Source organism: Nocardiopsis protaetiae, assembly GCF_045446735.1.
In the GTDB taxonomy this organism is placed as follows: Bacteria; Actinomycetota; Actinomycetes; order Streptosporangiales; family Streptosporangiaceae; genus Nocardiopsis; species Nocardiopsis protaetiae.
The window spans coordinates 1-17745 of sequence record NZ_JBJJBV010000137.1 but is presented as its reverse complement, the minus strand read 5'-3'; the positions used below and the strand labels follow the sequence as shown (position 1 = coordinate 17745).

Annotated in this window: 16 protein-coding genes; 7 read left to right on the top strand and 9 right to left on the bottom strand. The window is 72.7% G+C overall.

The genetic code is table 11. The features are described from left to right. Positions 1 to 136: 136 nt before the first annotated feature. Entirely contained in the window at positions 137 to 2623 is a 2487-nt protein-coding gene (locus ACJOT3_RS20450) for a beta-glucosidase (protein ID WP_406974571.1), read from the bottom strand. Between the two features lie 135 nt (positions 2624 to 2758). Between ACJOT3_RS20450 and ACJOT3_RS20445 the strand changes: the two genes are divergently transcribed. The 3 genes from ACJOT3_RS20445 to ACJOT3_RS20435 all read left to right on the top strand — a co-directional run bounded on the left by ACJOT3_RS20445 (position 2759) and on the right by ACJOT3_RS20435 (position 5618). Beyond that, on the top strand, positions 2759 to 3463 hold the full coding sequence (locus tag ACJOT3_RS20445) for a TetR/AcrR family transcriptional regulator (RefSeq protein ID WP_406974569.1): 705 nt from the start codon (positions 2759 to 2761) through the stop codon (positions 3461 to 3463). A gap of 14 nt (positions 3464 to 3477) precedes the next feature. After that, the gene (locus ACJOT3_RS20440) at positions 3478 to 4734 is read left to right on the top strand and encodes a DNA recombination protein RmuC (RefSeq protein WP_406974567.1); all 1257 of its coding nucleotides are present in this window, start codon (positions 3478 to 3480) and stop codon (positions 4732 to 4734) included. Between the two features lie 281 nt (positions 4735 to 5015). Next, positions 5016 to 5618 (top strand): DUF6542 domain-containing protein, encoded by a 603-nt coding sequence (locus tag ACJOT3_RS20435; RefSeq protein ID WP_406974566.1) that lies wholly within the window; start codon positions 5016 to 5018, stop codon positions 5616 to 5618. 88 nt (positions 5619 to 5706) lie between these two features. Here the strand turns inward: ACJOT3_RS20435 and ACJOT3_RS20430 are convergent, their stop codons facing one another. The 4 genes from ACJOT3_RS20430 to ACJOT3_RS20415 form a co-directional block, all read right to left on the bottom strand. After that, positions 5707 to 5973, bottom strand: a complete 267-nt coding sequence (locus ACJOT3_RS20430) for an exodeoxyribonuclease VII small subunit (RefSeq protein ID WP_406974564.1) — start codon at positions 5971 to 5973, stop codon at positions 5707 to 5709. Positions 5974 to 5975: 2 nt separating this feature from the next. Continuing rightward, positions 5976 to 7223 (bottom strand): exodeoxyribonuclease VII large subunit, encoded by a 1248-nt coding sequence (gene xseA, locus ACJOT3_RS20425; protein ID WP_406974562.1) that lies wholly within the window; start codon positions 7221 to 7223, stop codon positions 5976 to 5978. Between the two features lie 172 nt (positions 7224 to 7395). Continuing rightward, a complete protein-coding gene (locus ACJOT3_RS20420) occupies positions 7396 to 7914 on the bottom strand; it encodes a DUF3060 domain-containing protein (protein ID WP_406974561.1) in 519 nt (172 codons plus the stop codon). Between the two features lie 171 nt (positions 7915 to 8085). Beyond that, positions 8086 to 8688, bottom strand: coding sequence for a DUF8129 domain-containing protein (locus tag ACJOT3_RS20415; protein WP_406974559.1), 603 nt, complete (start codon positions 8686 to 8688; stop codon positions 8086 to 8088). A 313-nt stretch (positions 8689 to 9001) separates the two neighbouring features. Here ACJOT3_RS20415 and ACJOT3_RS20410 point away from each other — a divergent pair, with 313 nt between their 5' ends. Beyond that, the gene (locus ACJOT3_RS20410) at positions 9002 to 9973 is read left to right on the top strand and encodes a 4-hydroxy-3-methylbut-2-enyl diphosphate reductase (protein WP_406974557.1); all 972 of its coding nucleotides are present in this window, start codon (positions 9002 to 9004) and stop codon (positions 9971 to 9973) included. 80 nt (positions 9974 to 10053) lie between these two features. Here ACJOT3_RS20410 and ACJOT3_RS20405 read toward each other — a convergent pair whose 3' ends face one another. Together ACJOT3_RS20405 and ACJOT3_RS20400 are read right to left on the bottom strand one after the other, a co-directional pair. After that, positions 10054 to 10587 (bottom strand): DUF4245 domain-containing protein, encoded by a 534-nt coding sequence (locus ACJOT3_RS20405; RefSeq protein ID WP_406974556.1) that lies wholly within the window; start codon positions 10585 to 10587, stop codon positions 10054 to 10056. Positions 10588 to 10684: 97 nt separating this feature from the next. Continuing rightward, positions 10685 to 11296, bottom strand: a complete 612-nt coding sequence (locus ACJOT3_RS20400) for a TetR/AcrR family transcriptional regulator (protein WP_406974573.1) — start codon at positions 11294 to 11296, stop codon at positions 10685 to 10687. A 151-nt stretch (positions 11297 to 11447) separates the two neighbouring features. On the opposite strand from ACJOT3_RS20400, the gene glpX reads away from it, so the two are divergent. Beyond that, complete coding sequence (glpX, locus tag ACJOT3_RS20395) at positions 11448 to 12464, top strand: class II fructose-bisphosphatase (RefSeq protein ID WP_406974555.1); 1017 nt, start codon at positions 11448 to 11450, stop codon at positions 12462 to 12464. A 189-nt stretch (positions 12465 to 12653) separates the two neighbouring features. Then, on the top strand, positions 12654 to 14354 hold the full coding sequence (locus tag ACJOT3_RS20390; protein WP_406974553.1) for a hypothetical protein: 1701 nt from the start codon (positions 12654 to 12656) through the stop codon (positions 14352 to 14354). 87 nt (positions 14355 to 14441) lie between these two features. Here ACJOT3_RS20390 and ACJOT3_RS20385 read toward each other — a convergent pair whose 3' ends face one another. Together ACJOT3_RS20385 and ACJOT3_RS20380 are read right to left on the bottom strand one after the other, a co-directional pair. Next, the gene (locus ACJOT3_RS20385; RefSeq protein ID WP_406974552.1) at positions 14442 to 15284 is read right to left on the bottom strand and encodes an ABC transporter permease; all 843 of its coding nucleotides are present in this window, start codon (positions 15282 to 15284) and stop codon (positions 14442 to 14444) included. Then, a complete protein-coding gene (locus tag ACJOT3_RS20380) occupies positions 15281 to 16249 on the bottom strand; it encodes an ABC transporter ATP-binding protein (protein WP_406974551.1) in 969 nt (322 codons plus the stop codon). The genes ACJOT3_RS20385 and ACJOT3_RS20380 overlap by 4 nt, the downstream gene beginning before the upstream one ends. Before the next feature lie 469 nt (positions 16250 to 16718). Here ACJOT3_RS20380 and ACJOT3_RS20375 point away from each other — a divergent pair, with 469 nt between their 5' ends. After that, the gene (locus ACJOT3_RS20375; protein ID WP_406974549.1) at positions 16719 to 17699 is read left to right on the top strand and encodes a lytic polysaccharide monooxygenase auxiliary activity family 9 protein; all 981 of its coding nucleotides are present in this window, start codon (positions 16719 to 16721) and stop codon (positions 17697 to 17699) included. The last annotated feature ends 46 nt before the right edge of the window (positions 17700 to 17745 follow it).

Genomic DNA, 17745 nt, shown 5'->3' with positions numbered 1-17745 from the left:
CACCGGGGACCGGCACCCCCGCCGAGCCCCGGGCACGACGGACGGAGGGGAGGGCACGAGGTCCCCTTGCCAATAGCGGACCACGGCGGCGCGCCCGCGCGCCACCCGTGCCCTCCCTCCCTGTGGATGACCGGGGCTAGGCGAGTTCGGCGCGGGCGGTGAGGCGGGTGTCCCCGTAGGAGCGGCCGATCACCAGGTCGTAGCCGCCCGCGACGTGCTCCCACTCGCCGGCGTCCTCGGCCCAGGTGCGGATGGCGTCGCGCGGGACGTCGATCTCGACCTCGACCGTCTCGCCCGGTTCGGCGGACACGGCCGCGAAGCCGGCGAGCCAGCGGGCCGGGCGGTCGCCCGGCTCGTGCGGGGCGAGGTAGAGCTGCACGACCTCGCGGCCCGAGCGCTCGCCCGCGTTGGTCAGGCGCACCCGGACCCGGGCGGCCGGGGCGTCCCCGCCCTCGGCACCCTCAGCACCCTCGGCACCCTCAGCGCCGACGGCGACCTCCAGGGCGTCGTAGCGCCACTCGGTGTAGGACAGCCCGTGCCCGAACCAGTAGGCGGGCTCGGCGCCCTTGCGCTCCCAGCCGCGGTGGCCGACGAACACGCCCTCGGTGTACTCCAGCACCCCGTTCTCGGGCACGACCTGCGTGACCGGGGCGTCGGACAGCGCCACCGGCCAGGTGGTGGGCAGCCGCCCGGACGGGTCCTCCGCGCCCAGCAGCACGTCGGCCAGCGCGCCGCCGACCTCCTGCCCGCCGAACCAGGCGAGCAGCACCGCCGACACGTCGTCCCGCCAGGGCATCTCCACCGGGGCGCCCGCGCAGACCACCACGACGGTCCGGTCGTTGACCTCGGCGACCCGGGCGACCAGTTCGTCCTGGCGGCCCGGCAGGGCCAGCGAGTCCCGGTCGAAGCCCTCCGACTCCACCTCGTCGGTGGTGCCCACCACGACGATCGCGACGTCGGCGTCGCGCGCCGCCTCCACGGCCTCGGCCAGCAGGGTGGCCTCGTCGGCCATCGGCTCCCGGTGGGAGAGGGTGAACCCGATGAACGCGAAGTCGCCCAGCCCCAGGTCCTCGTGGGTCTTGACCACGGAGATCCGCACCGGCCGCCCGGCGGTCATCGCGACCGGGACGGTGGTGGTGGGCGGGGCGAACATGGCCGCCCCGGGGTCGCCGCCCTCGGCGTGCAGCTCCCCGTCGAACACGGTCTCCCCGTCGACGGTGAGCACGTAGCGGCCGGCCCCGGCGACGCCGATCAGGTGCTCGCCGGTCACCCCGGGGGTGAGCTCGCCGCCGACCTCGATGCGGTCGAGTTCGGGGTTGGACACACCGGCGGGGAGTTCGCCGATCCACCGGGCGGTGCCGTCCGACAGCGGCTCGGTGGCCAGGACCCGCCCGTCGGCGGCGCGGAACACGGCGGTGAGCGGCGCCTTGACGGCGGGCGGCCCGGTGCGCGGGTCGGTGCCGACGGCGTGCACGAGTTCGACGTCCTCGGGCAGGGCCGCGCGCAGCCCCTCCAGCGGGGACACGGTGTGCTCGGCGAACACGCTGGCGCTGCCGCCGCCGCTGGTGCGGGCCTCGACGGCGGGCAGGCCGATGAGCGCCACCTTGCGTAGGCGGGCGGGCTCCAGCGGCAGCGCGGAGTCCCTGTTGCCCAGCAGCACGAAGGAGCGGGTGGCGACCTCGCGGGCGAGGGCGCGCCCGTCCAGCCCGGCGGGCAGGTCGGCGGGGGCCACCGCGGGCTCGGCGCCTTCGAGCAGGCCCACCCGGGCGGCCAGGCGCAGCACCCGGCGGGCCAGGCCGGTGACGACGTCCTCGGGGACGCGGCCGTCGCGGACGGCGTCCACGAGGTGGCCGCCGTAGACGGTGTTGGGGCCGGGCATGGCCACGTCCATCCCGGCCAGGGCGTCGGCGACGGTGTCGCGGGCGGCGGTCCAGTCCGAGACGATGAAGCCGTCGAAGCCCCACTCCTCGCGCAGCACGGCGTTGAGTTCGGCGTGCTCGGTCAGGGTGACGCCGTTGACCTTGTTGTAGGAGGCCATGACGCCCCAGGGGTGCGCCTTGGCGACGATGTGCTCGAACGGGGCGAGGTAGATCTCGCGCAGGGTGCGCTCGTCGGCGCGGACGTCGACGGTGTAGCGGTCGGTCTCGGAGTCGTTGGCGACGAAGTGCTTGACGGTGGTGGCGACCCCGCCGTCCTGGACGCCCCGGACGTAGGCGGCGCCGATCTCGCCGGTGAGGAGCGGGTCCTCGGAGTAGGTCTCGAAGTGGCGGCCGCCCAGCGGGGAGCGGTGCATGTTCACGGCGGGGGCGAGCAGGACGTGGACGCCCTTGCGCCGGGCCTCCTGGGCGAGCAGGCGGCCGACGGTGCGGACGAGGCCGGGGTCCCAGGTGGCGGCGATGGCGGTGGGGCTGGGCAGCTGGATGGAGGGGTCGTCGGGGGTCCACTGCTCGCCGCGGACGCCGACGGGGCCGTCGGACATGACGAGGCGGCCCAGGCCGATGGCCGGGTTCGGGGGCAGGGCCCACAGGGATGTGCCGGACAGGAGGGCGACCTTGCCCTCCAGGTCGAGGGCGGCCAGGGCCTCCTCGACACGGCGTTCGCGGTCGGCGTCGGATGCGCGCATGGTGAACCTCCGAGGGTGGCGCACGGAATTTACCTACCGATCACTCGGCAAATTATGACCTTTAGGTTAAACGCTTAACTCAAGCTTGTGAAGCCCCCAACCCACCCGAGTCGGGACGGGCTAGCCTGGGACCCGATGAGCGAACAGACACCCGCCCCCGGCTCCGCCACCGGCCCTGCCCCCGCGACCGGCCCCGACCCCGCGGCGGACCCGGGCCCCGAGGCCGCCCCGGCGCCGCCCGCCCCGAGCGCACGCCGCGGCCGCGGCCGCCCGCCCGCCACCGCGCGCCGCGAACAGATCGTCACCGCCGCCCTGGAGGAGTTCGCCGAACACGGCTTCCACAACAGCTCCCTGGCCTCCGTCGCCGAGCGGGTCGGCCTCAGCCAGCAGGGGCTGCTGCACCACTTCCCCACCAAGGAGGCCCTGCTGGTCTCCGTGCTGCGCCGCCGCGACGAGATCGACGTGGCCGACTTCGGCGCCCTGGACGACCTCGACCACCTGCGCGACATCGTCGAGCGCAACACCGGCCGCCCCGGGGTGGTGCGGCTCTACGCCCTGCTCTCCGCCGAGGGCCTGGCCGAGGACCACCCCGCCCACGCCTACTTCACCGAACGCTTCGCCGACCTGCGCGGCCGGATCACCGCCGTCCTGCGCACCACCTACGGCGACCGCCTGCCCTCGGGGGCCACCCCCGAACAGGCGGCGGCCCTGCTCATCGCGGCGATGGACGGGCTCCAGCTCCAGTGGTCCTACGACCCCGAGGCCGTGGCCATGCCCGATTTGATGGCTCTGCTCACCGATGTCCTGCGTGGCGGGGGGACCCGGCCCGGCGCGGACTGACACCATGGGGCGCCATGGATCTCCTCTCACTGATGGCGGTACTCCTCGTCGGCATCGCGGTGGGCGTCGCGCTGGGCCTGCTCTGGGCCCGGGGGCAGAGCGCGCAGGCCCGGGCCGAGGCCGAGGCGGCCCGGGAGCGGGCCGAGTTCATGGAGGAGCGGCTGGCCGAACGCTTCCGGGCGCTGTCCGCCCAGGCCCTGGACCAGACCAACCGCAGCTTCCTGGAACTGGCCGAGGGACGGCTGCGCGCGGTCGGCACACAGGCCGGGCACGACCTGGACGAGCGGCGCCGGGCTGTGGAGCGCATGGTGGAGCCGCTGACCGAGATGCTGGACCGGGTCGAACGCCAGCTGCGCGAGGCCGACGCGGGCCGGGCGGCCGCGCACGCGGAGCTGTCCAAGCAGGTGGAGTTCGTGCGCGAGGGCTCCGAGCGGCTGCGCGACCAGACGCAGGCGCTGGTGACGGCGCTGCGCCGCCCCGAGGCGCGGGGCCGCTGGGGCGAGGTGCAGCTGCGCCGGGTGGCGGAGCTGGCGGGTATGAGCGCGTACTGCGACTTCGAGGAGCAGGTGGCGGTGGAGGACGGGGCGCGCCGCCCGGACATGGTGGTGCGCCTGGCCGGGGGCAAGAACATCGTCGTGGACTCCAAGGTGCCGCTGTCGGCGTACCTGGACGCGGTGGCCGCCCAGGGCGAGGAGCAGGTGCGCGATCGGCTGCGCGCGCACTCGCGGCACCTGCGCACGCACGTGGACCAGTTGGCGGGCAAGGCGTACTGGTCGGCGCTGAGCCCGTCTCCGGAGTTCGTGGTGCTGTTCATCCCGGGTGAGGCGTTCCTGGCCCCGGCGCTGGAGCACGACCCGGCGCTGCTGGAGTACGCGATGGGCAGGCGGGTGCACATCGCGACGCCCACCACGCTGATCTCGCTGCTGCGCACGGCGCAGTACGCCTGGCAGCAGGAGGCTTTGAGCCGCAACGCGCGGGAGGTGTTCGAGCTGGGCAAGCAGCTGCACGCGCGGCTGTCCACCCTGGGCGGGCACGTGGAGGGGCTGGGCCGGGCGCTGTCGCGGACGGTGTCGGCCTACAACCAGACGGTGGGGTCGCTGGAGAACCGGGTGCTGGTGACGGCCCGCCGGTTCGGGGAGCTGGGCCTGGTGGACGGCGACCTGGAGCGGCCGCGGGGGGTGGAGGAGACGCCCCGGACGGTCGCGGCGCCGGAGCTGGCCGAGGAGAGCGCCATTCGGCTGACAAATAACGGTCACAACGGCACGACCTAAAAACGGAGATCCACCCCCGGGCGGGCCGGAATGGCCTCCCCCGGCCGAAAGAAATCCACTTCAGGGCACCCCCGGCGACCCGCGGGACGAATGCGGACACTTCATCTGCGAACCGAGTGAACCGCGGTACCCCATCCCGGTGTCCAACGGGAGGAAGGCGTGTTCGGTGCGGATGGGGCAAGTGGACGAAATGACGACACGTTCCCCGGAAAAGACACCGAACGCTCACGAGAAGTGACACACTAAACACTGTGAGTAACACACTTGGGAGGCGCACGGCCATGCCCCCGCGAAAGACGGACGGCCCGGAACCCGGGCGGGCGCCGTACTTCGTGCGGCCCGACGGCCGTGCCCGCAACGAGCCGAAGACCAGGAAGCCCGCGCCCACCCGCGCCGCAGCCCGCCCCGCCGGGCCCCCCGGCAATGCCACGGGCGGCGTCACCGGACCGCGGCCGACAGCCACACGCACCCGCCCGAACGCGGGCGCCGCACGGCTCACCGGCCGCGGCGGCGTCCTCGTCATCGCCCTGTTCAGCGTCACCGGCACGGCGATCGCCCACCTGGCCGAACTGCCGGCGGCCCCGGGCATCGCCTTCACCCTCGCCTGCCTGCTGACGGTGTCGCTGGTCCGGCCGAGCGACCTGCTGTCACTCTCGGTGAGCCCGCCCATCGCGTTCTTCGTCGCGGTCGTCGCCACGGAGAGTGTCCTCGCCCTGGGCAACGAGGGCTTCGCCCGGGTGCTCCTCCTCGCCCTGGCCTCCCGCCTGGCCCAGGTCGCCCCCTGGCTGTTCCTGGGCACGGCGCTGGTCCTGGTCGTCGGGGTGTTCCGGGGGCTGCCCGGCAACCTGCGCGCCCTGGGCGACGAGCTCAACGGCCGCAAGTGACCCGGGGCCGCCCCGGCCCCGGATCCCCTCCCCCGTCCCCGCGGCCGACCTGTGCGGCCGGTGGCCCCGCCCCCTGGAGGCCCACCCCCTAGAAGGGGGTGTCGGCGTCCTCGGGGGCGTCGTCGTTCCCGCGTTCGTCCATGGCGGCGGCCATGGTGGCGCGGGCGCCCTCCAGCCAGCGCTCGCAGATGCGGGCCAGCTCCTCGCCCCGCTCCCACAGGGCCAGGGACTCCTTGAGGCTCAGTCCGCCCGACTCCAGCCGGCGCACCACGGTGTTGAGCTCCTCGCGGCTCTCCTCGTAGCTCAGCTCGGGCTCGGCGGTGTCGGCGGCCTGGGCCGCGGCCTTCTTCGCCATGTCTACTCTTCTCCTTCGGTGCTGCCCGCGGTCTCGGGCTCGGTCTCGACGGCGTCCACGGTGACGGCCAGGCCGTCCTCGGCGAAGCGCACGCGCAGGGTCTCGCCCAGGTCGGGTTCGGCCGCCGAACGCACCACCGAGCCGTCGGCGCGCTGCACGATCGCGTAGCCGCGGGCCAGGGTGGTGGCCGGGGACAGGGCGTGCAGGCGGGCCCGGGTGTGGCCCAGGTTCTCGGCGGCGCGGTCCAGGGACACCGCGAGGTTGCGCCGGGAGCGCTCGCGCAGGTCCAGGACCTGTTCGGTGAGGCGGTCGATCTCGCGGACCGGGTCGGCCAGCGCCGGGCGGGAGCGCATCGAGGCCAGCCAGGCGGTCTCGCGCTCCAGCGCGCCGGTGAGGACCCGGCGGCCGCGGTCGCGGAGCTGGCGGATGATCTCCAGCTGCTCGCCCACGTCCGGGACGGTCTTCTTGGCCGCGTCGGTGGGGGTGGAGGCGCGCAGGTCGGCGACGTAGTCCAGCAGCGGGGCGTCCTGCTCGTGGCCGATGGCGCTGACCACCGGGGTCCGTGCGGCGGCGACCGCGCGGACCATGGCCTCGTCGGAGAACGGCAGCAGGTCCTCCAGGGAGCCGCCGCCGCGGGCGATGACGATGACGTCCACCTCGGGGCGGGAGTCGAGGTCCTTGAGCGCGTCGACCACCTCGCGGACGGCGCGGTCGCCCTGGACGGCGACCTGGCGCACCTCGAAGCGCACGGCGGGCCAGCGGCGGCGGCTGTTCTCCAGGACGTCGCGCTCGGCCGCGGAGTCGCGCCCGCAGATCAGGCCGACGGTGCCGGGCAGGAACGGCAGCGGGCGCTTGCGCTCGGGGGCGAACAGCCCCTCGGACTGGAGGGTGCGGCGCAGCTGCTCCAGGCGGGCCAGCAGCTCGCCCAGGCCGACGTGGCGGATCTCCAGGGCGCGCAGCGAGAAGGTGCCGCGCACCTCGTAGAAGTCGGGTTTGGCGTGCACGACGACCCGGGCGCCCGCCTCCGGCGGGGGCTGCTGGGCGTCCAGGACGGACGTCTGGCAGACCACCCGCACCGAGACGTTGGCGACCGGGTCGCGCAGGGTGATGTAGGCCATGCGGCCGCGCCGGTTCAGCTCGGCGATCTGGCCCTCGACCCAGATGCGGCCCAGCCGGCCGATCCAGCCGCCGACGGCGTTGAGGACCACGCGGACCGGCTGCGGCGTCTCGGGGGAACTCTCCATGCCCATGACACCCGAGCCTAGGCCAGGGGTGCGACGGTTCCCCCGAGGCTCGGGCGCCCGGCGGGGTTCTGGAGGCCCGAAGGAGGTGTCTTCGAGGAAAGGCCTGTGGCCGCAGGCCGTCCGTTGAGGGCGGTGGTGGGCGGCGGGCGGGAGGAGCGGAGGCTCGAAGAAGCACGGATTACGGGGTGGCGTCGCCGCCGGAGGAGACGGAGTTGTTGCTGCCCAGGTCGGTGACGCCGGGGTCGCCGGAGGCGTAGTGGACGGTGTTGTCCGCGCCGATGACGTTGATGGAGTCGGCGGAGCCGATGTGCACGGTCAGGTTGCTGCCCGCGACGGTGACGGTGGTGCAGGCGCCGTTGAGGACGACCGTGGCGTCGCTGGAGGCGATGTTGACGGCGCGGCCCGCGCAGTCCTCGGTGAGGCCGCCGCCGGTGACGTTGAGGACCTGGTCGCCGCCGACGCCCACGCCGCCCTCGCCGTCGATGCTGATGCCGCCGTCGCCGTTGCCGATGTCGACGCCGCCCTCGCCGTCCACGGAGACGCCGTTCTCCCCGTCCTGGAGGCTCACGCCGTCGGGGTCGACGGACACGTCCTGGCCGCCGGGGAGGGTGAAGGAGCAGCCGGTGAGCCCGAAGGCCGCGGCCGTGACGAGCACGGCGGCCAGCCGGGCCGGGGTGCGGGTGGCGGTGGCGGTCATGGAGGTGGGCCTTTCCGACGGGGAACGGTGGTGTCTCTCACCGGATGTGACGCTCCGGACGCCGTCCGGGTTCCCCGGAACGCCGACGGGGCCGCCGTCGCCGGCGGCCCCGTCGGTCCCCGGGCCGCGCCCGGATCCCCCGTTCGGGCACGGTGTACGGGGGGTCCGGGATCAGGAGTCGGTGTCCTCCAGCTTGGCGATCCGGTTGTCGTACATCTTGATGAACTCGGCGCGGCCCTGGTGGGCGACCTCGTAGGCGCGCAGGTCGCGGACCTGCTCCACGGTGAGCTTGCGCAGCCGGGCCCGGACCGAGGGGAGGGTGAGCTCGTCGTAGGTGGGGACGGCCAGGTCCTCGGCGGCGGGCGCGTTCTCCTTGCGGACCTTCTCCAGGACCTCGGAGTCGGCGACCTCGGTCTTGGCCTCGGCCACCGCGATCTCCTCGGCGATGGACTCGCCGCTGTCGGGCAGGTCGGCGGTGGCGGGCGTGGTCTCCTCCACGGCCTCCTCGACCACGACCTCCTCGACGACGGTCTCCTCGACCGCGGCGGCGGGCTCCTCGGCGGGCTCCTCCGCCTTGGCCTCCTCGGCCTCCTCGGCCTTCGCCTCGGTGGTCTCCTCGACCGCGGGCTCGGCGGCCGGCGCCTTCTCCTCGGTCTTCGCCGGAGCGGCGGCGGTCTCCTCGGCGGCGGGCGCCGGGGCGGCGACCGTCTCCTTGCGCCCGAAAAGGCCCTTGAACAGGGTCACGACTTTCGTGGCGAACGTCGGGTTCGACATGGGGCGGGGGCTCCTGATTGCTCTCGGCGGTGCGGATCGCACCCCGCGATCCGGCCGGGCCGGTAGAGGGCGAACCGCCTATAACACATTGCGATGGTGAACCAGGATAGAGGAGGGAAGAACACCATGAGCAGGGGATAAGTGAACGATTTCGCCACTTCGCAGCGGAACTGGATGCGGCTCGTTGCGATACCGTCACCTTGAACCCGGGACGCGGCCCTCACGGCGCCGTCCGGGTCCCCTCCCCCGGTCCGGAACGTGCGCTTCGCCACGCCGCGCGGCGCACCCGCGCACCACACCTAGGATGTATTGCATGACAGCGACGACCACCGCCACCAAGCAACGCCGCGTGCTGCTCGCCAACCCCCGGGGTTACTGCGCCGGTGTGGACCGCGCGGTCATCACCGTCGAGAAGGCCCTGGAGCAGTACGGCGCCCCCATCTACGTCCGCAAGCAGATCGTGCACAACACGCACGTCGTGCGGACGCTGGAGGAGCGCGGCGCCATCTTCGTCGAGGAGACCGACGAGGTGCCCGAGGGCGCGATCGTGGTGTTCTCCGCGCACGGTGTCTCCCCGGCCGTCCACGCCGAGGCCGCCGACCGCAGCCTCAAGACGATCGACGCCACCTGCCCGCTGGTGACCAAGGTCCACAAGGAGGCCAAGCGCTTCGCGGCCGAGGACCGGGACATCGTCCTCATCGGCCACATCGGCCACGAGGAGGTCGAGGGCACCAGCGGCGAGGCCCCCGAGCACATCCAGATCGTGGAGAGCCCGGACGAGGTCGACAAGCTCAACGTGCGCAACCCGGACAACGTGTCCTGGCTGTCGCAGACCACCCTGTCGGTGGACGAGACCAACGAGACCGTCGACGCCCTGCGCCGCAAGTTCCCGAACCTGCTCGACCCGCCCAGCGACGACATCTGCTACGCCACCACCAACCGCCAGGTCGCCGTCAAGACGATGGCGCCCGAGTGCGAGCTGGTCATCGTGGTGGGCTCGGACAACTCCTCGAACTCGGTGCGCCTGGTCGAGGTGGCCCTGGCCGCCGGGGCCGACGCCTCCTACCTCATCGACAACGCCTCCCTCCTCAAGGAGGAGTGGCTGGAGGGCGTCACCACCGTGGGCGTCACCAGCGGCGCCTCGGTGCCCGAGATCCTGGTCCGGGAGCTGCTCGACCGCCTGTCCGGGTACGGCTACGGCGACGTGTCCCTGGTGACCACCGCCGACGAGACGCTGACCTTCTCGCTGCCCAAGGAGCTGCGCCAGGACCTGCGCGCCCGGTAGCAACGAAGTCCCCGAACACGTCGAGGGCCCCGGACCGCACGGTCCGGGGCCCTCACCCATGTGGTTCGGGAAGTACGGGGTCAGGTGCCGTCGGCGTCCGTCTCCAGCCCGCCGGCGAAGTACTCCAGCTCCTCCAGGTCGGCCGGACCGGCCACGACCAGCGTGTACCCGTCCTCGCGCAGCACCAGGGCCGACCAGTCCCGCGACTCGTGGTGCTCCCACTCCCGGCCGTCGACCGCGACCGTGCCGGCCGCCTCGGCGCCCTTGCCCCGGGCCGCCACCACCGCGTCGGGGTCGCCGTCGCTCTGGGTGAACATCACGTGGCTGTCGGCGGCGGTGGCGAATCCCACGCTCCACTCGACCGGCCCGGCGGTCTCCAGGGTCGAGCTGGTGGGCGTCCACCCCTGCTCGGTGAGGTCCTCGGCGGGCATCGTCACCGGGTAGTCGGCGGCCTCGCGCAGCACCTCGGCCTCGGGCCGGAAGTCCACGGACGGGATGTTCTCCCCCGAGCGCGTGGAGACCACGAACGCCAGCGCCAGAACGATGGCGATGATGATGCCCAGGGAGATGGCGTAGTTCTTGAAGGTCGCGCTGGACCGGCTGTACTCACTCATGACGCTTCCAGCTTGCCCCAGGTCGCGGCCCGCCCCGACCCGGGGTGCGGTTACCGTCCCGGCCGGCCCGCGCACCGGCCCCGCGCGTCGGCCCCGGTCAGCCGTCCTCGCGGCGCAGCGGCTGGAGCTGGTCGAGCAGCCGGGTGATGTCGTCGGCCAGCCGCAGCGAGTCGGCGTCGTCGCGGTTGACCACCTCGGCCACGGCCAGCAGCATCGCGCCGCTCACCACGATCAGCAGCGCCTCCTCCACCGGCTCGTCGGCCTTGCGGTACAGGGCGACGTTGCGGTCCGTCCACTGGGTGAGCCGCGCCCGCAGCTGGTACTCGAACCCGGGCGGGCCGTCACCGCTGAAGAACAGGCGTGTGGTCTCCCTCTCCTCGATGCAGCCGAGCAGGTAGGCGCGGGCGGCGATGTTCATCAGCCGGGTGGGGTCGCTCTCCCCGCGGGCCCGCGCGTCCACCACCGCCTGGTGCGTGCGCTCCTGCTGGCGCTGCTGGAACTCCTCGTACAGGGCGAGGTAGAGGTCGGCCTTGCCGGTGAAGTGGTGGTAGAGGCTGCCCACACTCGCACCGGCGACGGCCACGACCTCGCTGACCCCGGCCTTGGCGAAGCCCACCGTGCGGAACACCTGGGCGGCGGCCTTGAGCAGCGCGGTGCGCGTCGCCGCACCGCGCGGCGAGACCCGTGCGGGACGGTCCGTCTTTTCCACTGTCATGCCTCACTCCTGTCCGGATCACGCCAGGGTAGCCCTTGCGCTTCCGAGCGGACACGGGAGCGTGCCCACCGAGGTGACCGATCGTGCCGGGTGGCTACCCTGAGAAGTGAATCCCACCCCGTACTCCGACGGAAGGCACCTTCCCATGTCACAGGCCGGCGGTCCCACCGCGCCCGACCGCAACCTCGCCCTCGAACTGGTCCGGGTGACCGAGACCGCGGCGCTGGCGGCCGCCCGCTGGGTCGGCAAGGGCGACAAGAACGGCGCCGACGGTGCGGCGGTGCGCGGTATGCGTCACATGATCAGCACCGTGTCGATGAACGGCACCGTGGTGATCGGCGAGGGCGAGAAGGACAACGCCCCGATGCTGTACAACGGCGAGCGCGTCGGCGACGGCGGCGGGCAGGACTGGGACGTGGCGGTCGACCCGATCGACGGCACCACCCTGACCGCCATGGGCATGCCGAACGCGATCGCCGTCATCGCGCTGAGCCCGCGCGGCTCGATGTTCGACCCGTCCGCGGTGTTCTACATGGAGAAGCTGGCCGCCGGCCCGGAGGCCGCCGACGTGGTGGACATCGCCGCGCCCGTGGCCGACAACATCCGCGCGGTGGCGCGCGCCAAGGGCAAGTCGCCGCAGGATGTGACGGTCGTCATCCTCAACCGTCCGCGCCACGAGCAGATCGTCAAGGAGGTCCGCGACGCGGGCGCCCGGATCAAGTTCATCAGCGACGGCGACGTGGCGGGCGCGATCATGGCGGCCCGCGCCGGGACCGGTGTCGACCTGCTGCTGGGTATCGGCGGCACCCCCGAGGGCATCATCACGGCCTGCGCGATGAAGTGTCTGGGCGGTGTCATCCAGGGCCGCCTGTGGCCCAAGGACGACGCCGAGCGGGCCAAGGCGATCGAGGCCGGGCACGACCTGGACCGGGTGCTGTACACCGATGACCTGGTCTCCTCCGACGACGTGTTCTTCGCGGCGACCGGTATCACCGACGGCGAGCTGCTCGGCGGCGTGCGCTACGAGTCCTCGCGGGTCACCACCGACTCGCTGGTGATGCGCGGCCGCAGCGGCACCGTCCGCCAGGTGCTCAGCGAGCACCGGCTGAGCAAGCTGTCGTCCTACAGCGGCGTGGACCTGACCTCCGCCCCGCAGATCTAGTCGCGGCCCCATCCCCCGGCGGGTGGTCGGCGGGCGGGCCCCGGAGCCCCGTCACGCCGGCCACCCGTGTCACGTGCCGCGTTCGGGAGTTCACGCTCCCCGGTGAGAACCACGGTGGGGGGATGCGGCATCTGAAAGTTCGTTGACAGCGCGGACACCGCGCCTGTGAGAAATCCCGTCGGAGGTCCGATGTCCTACCCCGATCCCCACCGGCAGCCCCAGTGGCAGCCGCCGCACCAGCCCGGGGCCCCCGTCCCCGGGCAGCCTCCGATGCCCGGTGCCGTGCCCCCCGGTGTGCCCGGCCAGCACTACGCCGCCCCCGGCGGCCCCGGCTACCCCGGTGGTCCCGGTTACCCCGGCGGCCCGGGCGGCCCCGGTGGTCCGGGCTTCCCCGGCGGCCCGGTGCCGCCCGCCCCCCGCAAGCGCAACCGCTGGCTCATCCCGGCCGCGGCCGGCACCGCCGTCGTGGTGATGGCCGGAACCGTGTGGGCCACCGTGTCCCTGGTCGCCTTCGGCGGCCCGCAGCCGGAGGAGGTGCTCCCCGGCAACTCCGTCGCGTTCGGCAAGATCGACCTGGCGATCAACGGGTCGCAGGCGATCGAGCTGCTGGAGTTCGTCGAGCGGCTCCCCGCCGAGATCACCGAGGAGACCGGCAGCCCCGACGGGGACATGACCGAGTTCTTCGCCGAGACGTTCGTCGAGGCGTTCCCCGAGAGCTCCCCGAGCCAGAGCCGGGTCGAGGAGTGGATCGGCCAGCGTGTGGGCTTCTCGGTGTGGCCCGCCTCCGGTGAGGCCGAACTCGAAGAGGGTTCCGGGATCGCCCTCGCCATCGCCCTGGCCGTGGAGAACCCGCGCATGGCCGAGGAGGACTTCGCGGACATCGCCGCCGAGGAAGGGGACATCCACTACTCGGTGGACGGCGACTACGTCGTCTTCACCTACTCCCAGGCCGCCCTGACCGATCTGGAGGACCAGATCCGGGAGCACGGCTCGCTGGCCGACTCCGCCGTCTTCTCCGGGGACATCGCGGGCGTCCCCGACGGCAGCCTGGCCGTGGCCTGGGCCGACCTGGGCGCGGCCATGGAGATCGAGTCGGTCGCCAACGAGTTCTCGGCGGACCTGAGCATGGAGCCCACCGACTTCTCCGGCCGGGCGACCGCGTCGGTGCGCGTGGACGGCGAGTACCTGGAGGCGCGGATGGACGCCTTCGCGTTCGAGGTCAACGAGGCCGACCTGTCGTGGCTGGCGGAGACGCCCGGTGAGAGCGTGGCGGCGCTGGGCTCGCTGCCGGACAACACGGTGATGGCCCTGGGCGCCAGCGGGCTCGACCAGGCGCTGATCGACGCCTACAACAACGACGAGATCCCGTTCTTCAGCAGCTCCGGCGAGCAGCAGGAGTTCGAGCGCGAGTTCAACGGCATGGGCGTCTCCATGCCGGAGGGCTTCAGCGACCTGCTGGGCTCCTCGACGGCGTTCGGCATCACCGAGATCAGCCTGGACGACTTCTTCGGCGGCTACGGCGGCAGCGAGCAGTTCTCGTTCCAGTACCGGGCCGTGGGCGGTGACCAGACCGTCATCGGCGACTTCGTCGAGGCCATGGTCACCGACCCGTACGCCACTCCCCCGGGCGTCTCCTCCGACGGCGACGCGGTGGTCGTGGCCCAGGGCAGCAGCGGTACCGGCCGCCTGGCCGACGACGCCGTCTTCCAGCAGACCATGCAGGAGATGGACGACGCCGTCCTGGCCGGGTACTTCGACATGCGCCAGGTGCTGACGACGAGCGACGTGGAGAACCCCGATGAGTGGGGCGCGTTCGGTCTGGCGCTGAGCGTCACCGAGGAGGGGCAGCGCAGCAGCCTTGAGCTGCGCTGGGCTCCCAGCGCGGGCTGACCCGGAGCACACGGGACAGGGGAGGGGGGAGCGGCCGAGCGGCCGCTCCCCCCTCCTCATTCCTTTTGTCCTTTTCGCCTGCCGGCGTCAGGTGACCACGCGGCGGCGCATCTGCGACCCCGCGAGGAACCACATGAGCACGATGAACGCCGCCAGCACCCCGACGTGCAGCAGTGCCGCCCCGCCGGTCAGGCCGCCGAACACCGACCCGCGGATGAGCTCCACCGCGTGGTAGAGCGGGTTGACCATCGCCACGCCCTGCACCCACTCCGGCAGCTCGGTGAGCGGGAAGAAGGTGCCCGCCACCAGGAACAGCGGCGTGAACAGGCCGCTGAACACGTAGTCCATGGACCGCACCGAGTTGATCACCGCCGAGATCCAGATCCCGAACAGGGCGAAGGCGAACCCGGCGAAGAAAGCGATGAACGGCACCAGCAGGCCGCCCCAGCCGGGCCGCAGCCCGAACCCCATGGCGACCAGCAGCGGCACGCACCCGTACACGCCCGAGCGCATCGCCAGCCACAGGGCCTCGCCGGTGACCAGTTCGCGCACATCGACGGGGGCGGCGAGGATGCCCTCGTAGGTGTGCAGGAACCGGCGCTTGATGAAGGTGTTGATGACGGCCGGCATCATCGACTGGAACATCACCGACACCGCGACGATGCCGGTGCCCAGGAAGTCGATGTAGCTGAAGCCCGCCAGGGTCCCGATGAGGGCGCCCATCCCGAACCCGAAGCAGAGCAGGTACAGGGTGGGCTCGACGATGGCGGCGAACGTGGTGGCCCGCCAGGACCGCCCGTACAGGATCCACTCACGGGCGACGACGCCCAGGACGGCGTCGGCCTCGAACCGGCCGGGCCGGGCGTGCTCGGCGGGGCGGGCGTCCTCCCGGTCGCGCAGCCGCCGCGCGTCGGTGCGGTCGATGCTCATTCCACGCTCTCCCCGGTCAGGGTGACGAACACGTCCTCCAGGTTGCTCGCGCGGCGCAGCGGCACGGCGAGCCGGTCCCGGAGCGACTGCGGCAGCTCCTCGGCGCGCAGCACCGACACGGTGGTGCCGGTGCGGCGGGTGGTGAAGCCGTGGCTTCTGATGCGTGCCTCCAGGGCGTCGATGCCCTCCCCGTCGTCGGGGAGGTACTCCTCCACGGTGGTGCCCGCGTACTTGGCGACCAGGTCCGCGGGGGTGCCGCGTTCGATGATGCGGCCGGCGGCCATCAGGGCGACCTCGTCGGAGAGGCGTTCGGCCTCCTCGATGTAGTGGGTGGACATGAGCACCGTGGCGCCCTCCTGGCGCAGCGCGTCGATGACGCCCCACAGGTCCTGGCGGACCTGGGGGTCCAGGCCGACGGTGGGTTCGTCCATGAGGACCAGCTCGGGCCGGTGCAGCAGGGCGCGGACGATGAGGAGCCGGCGCCGCATGCCGCCGGACAGGTCCTCCACGACGGTGTCGCCGCGGTCGGAGAGCTGGGCGATGCGCATGGCCCGCTCGATGGCCTCGCGCCGCCGGGCGCGGGGCACCCGGTACAGGAACGAGAACATCCGCAGGTTCTGCTCGACGGTGAGCTCCTCGTCGAGGTTGTCGTGCTGGGGCACCACGCCCATGCGGGCGCGCGCCCACTTGGACTCCGCGGGGATCGTGTGGCCGAGGATGCGGATCTCGCCCTCGTCGGCCATGGACTGGGCGGTCAGCATCTTCATCGTCGTCGACTTGCCGGCGCCGTTGGGGCCGAGCAGGCCCAGGACGACGCCTTGGGGAACCTCCAGGTCGAGGCCGTCGACCGCGGTGAAGGATCCGAAACGCTTGACGACTCCGCGAAGGTGCAGAGCGGGGACGTCCGCGGCGGCTGGGGCCGCCACGCGGTCCGGGGCGTGGAGACCGGGTTCGGAAGAGGTCATGGGGCCCACGGTAGGACGCGGGTACGACGAAAATCCACGGGTTTTACGCGCCGCCGGGGACCCGGTGCCCGAAAAGAGGGACCCGGGGTCGGATGGAACGCCGAAGTGGCACGGGGCGCTGACGGGAGCCTGTTTTCGGACAATGGCTCCGGCGCCCGAGGTTCGTGGATTCTCCCCCTTTCGGGATGCGGAAGGCCAGGTGGCAGGCCTTTTCACACCAACCGGAAAGGAACCTTACTGTTGCCGGAAGCGCTCGTCAAACGTCCAGGTCAACGGCTTTTATCAGGGAAAGTCTTCCTTTTCAGAAGGGTATCTGTATAGTCGCGTTCCATACCTTTCGGGCGGGCTGGAACCCCGGCCGCCCCGGCGATCGGGACTGTCCGAAAGGTGGTCCTCCAGCCCGGACGGCCGCGCGGGTTCGCGATCCGCGCGGCTCCCCCCGCTAGTCCACGCCTGAAGGAGACACCCCTTGAACATCGGACGCTTCCTGCGCTCCGCGGCGGCCCTGACCGCCGCACCCGTGGCCCTGGCCGGCCTGGCCGTCGCCCCGGCGAGCGCCCACGGCACCCTGGGCAACCCGATCAGCCGCGTCGCCGCGTGTTATCAAGAGGGCCCTGAACAGGTGTCCTCGGAGATGTGCGTGCGCCTGGTCCAGGAGAACGGCACCCAGCCGCTCTACGACTGGCACGAGGTCAACCTCGCCAACGCCGACGGCCGCCACCGGGAGATCATCCCGGACGGGCAGCTGTGCAGCGCGGGCCGCGACAAGTACTCGGCCCTGGACAACCCCGGGGCCTGGCAGAACACCGCGCTGCCCGCCGGGGGCTCGGAGTTCACCTTCGAGTACACCGCCGCCGTGCCCCACAAGGGCTACATCGAGTACTACGTCACCAGGGACGGCTGGGACCCGAACACCCCCCTGTCCTGGGACGACCTGGAGCCCGAGCCGTTCGCCGTGCACGACCAGCCGGTGGCCCAGAACGGGGTCTACTCCTACACCACGGCGCTGCCGCAGAAGAGCGGGCAGCACCTCATCTACACGATCTGGCAGCGCACCGACAGCCCCGAGGCCTTCTACACCTGCTCGGACGTGACCTTCGGCGGCGGGGCGGCCACCACCGCGCCCGCCTCCAACGGCGGCACCGACACCGGTGGGGCCGCCGAGGGCTTCGAGGTGAGCGAGGAGGAGCTGGCGGCCATCGACCACGGCGACCACGCCGCGGAGGAGGCCCCGGCCGAGGAGGAGGCCCCCGCCGAGGAGGTCGCGGCCGAGGAGTCCGCCCCGGCCGCCGACGAGGCCAAGGCCCCGCACGAGGCCCACGACGCCGCCGCACAGGCGGAGCTGCCCAAGACCGGCAGCGCGATCACCGGGCTCTTCGCCGCCGCGCTGGCCCTGATGGCCGCCGGCGCCGGGGCGCTGTGGCTGGCCCGCCGCCGCCAGCGCGCCTGATCCGACCGGCCGGACCCGCGGGTCCGGCCCATGATCAGGGCCGTCC

What these genes read in the sequence shown, in the direction of transcription:
- ACJOT3_RS20450 (WP_406974571.1), bottom strand. Translation starts at nt 2,623, where the DNA reads ATGCGCGCATCCGACGCCGACCGCGAACGCCGTGTCGAGGAGGCCCTG.
- ACJOT3_RS20445 (WP_406974569.1), top strand. Translation starts at nt 2,759, where the DNA reads ATGAGCGAACAGACACCCGCCCCCGGCTCCGCCACCGGCCCTGCCCCC.
- ACJOT3_RS20440 (WP_406974567.1), top strand. Translation starts at nt 3,478, where the DNA reads ATGGATCTCCTCTCACTGATGGCGGTACTCCTCGTCGGCATCGCGGTG.
- ACJOT3_RS20435 (WP_406974566.1), top strand. Translation starts at nt 5,016, where the DNA reads ATGCCCCCGCGAAAGACGGACGGCCCGGAACCCGGGCGGGCGCCGTAC.
- ACJOT3_RS20430 (WP_406974564.1), bottom strand. Translation starts at nt 5,973, where the DNA reads ATGGCGAAGAAGGCCGCGGCCCAGGCCGCCGACACCGCCGAGCCCGAG.
- xseA (WP_406974562.1), bottom strand. Translation starts at nt 7,223, where the DNA reads ATGGGCATGGAGAGTTCCCCCGAGACGCCGCAGCCGGTCCGCGTGGTC.
- ACJOT3_RS20420 (WP_406974561.1), bottom strand. Translation starts at nt 7,914, where the DNA reads ATGACCGCCACCGCCACCCGCACCCCGGCCCGGCTGGCCGCCGTGCTC.
- ACJOT3_RS20415 (WP_406974559.1), bottom strand. Translation starts at nt 8,688, where the DNA reads ATGTCGAACCCGACGTTCGCCACGAAAGTCGTGACCCTGTTCAAGGGC.
- ACJOT3_RS20410 (WP_406974557.1), top strand. Translation starts at nt 9,002, where the DNA reads ATGACAGCGACGACCACCGCCACCAAGCAACGCCGCGTGCTGCTCGCC.
- ACJOT3_RS20405 (WP_406974556.1), bottom strand. Translation starts at nt 10,587, where the DNA reads ATGAGTGAGTACAGCCGGTCCAGCGCGACCTTCAAGAACTACGCCATC.
- glpX (WP_406974555.1), top strand. Translation starts at nt 11,448, where the DNA reads ATGTCACAGGCCGGCGGTCCCACCGCGCCCGACCGCAACCTCGCCCTC.
- ACJOT3_RS20390 (WP_406974553.1), top strand. Translation starts at nt 12,654, where the DNA reads ATGTCCTACCCCGATCCCCACCGGCAGCCCCAGTGGCAGCCGCCGCAC.
- ACJOT3_RS20385 (WP_406974552.1), bottom strand. Translation starts at nt 15,284, where the DNA reads ATGAGCATCGACCGCACCGACGCGCGGCGGCTGCGCGACCGGGAGGAC.
- ACJOT3_RS20380 (WP_406974551.1), bottom strand. Translation starts at nt 16,249, where the DNA reads ATGACCTCTTCCGAACCCGGTCTCCACGCCCCGGACCGCGTGGCGGCC.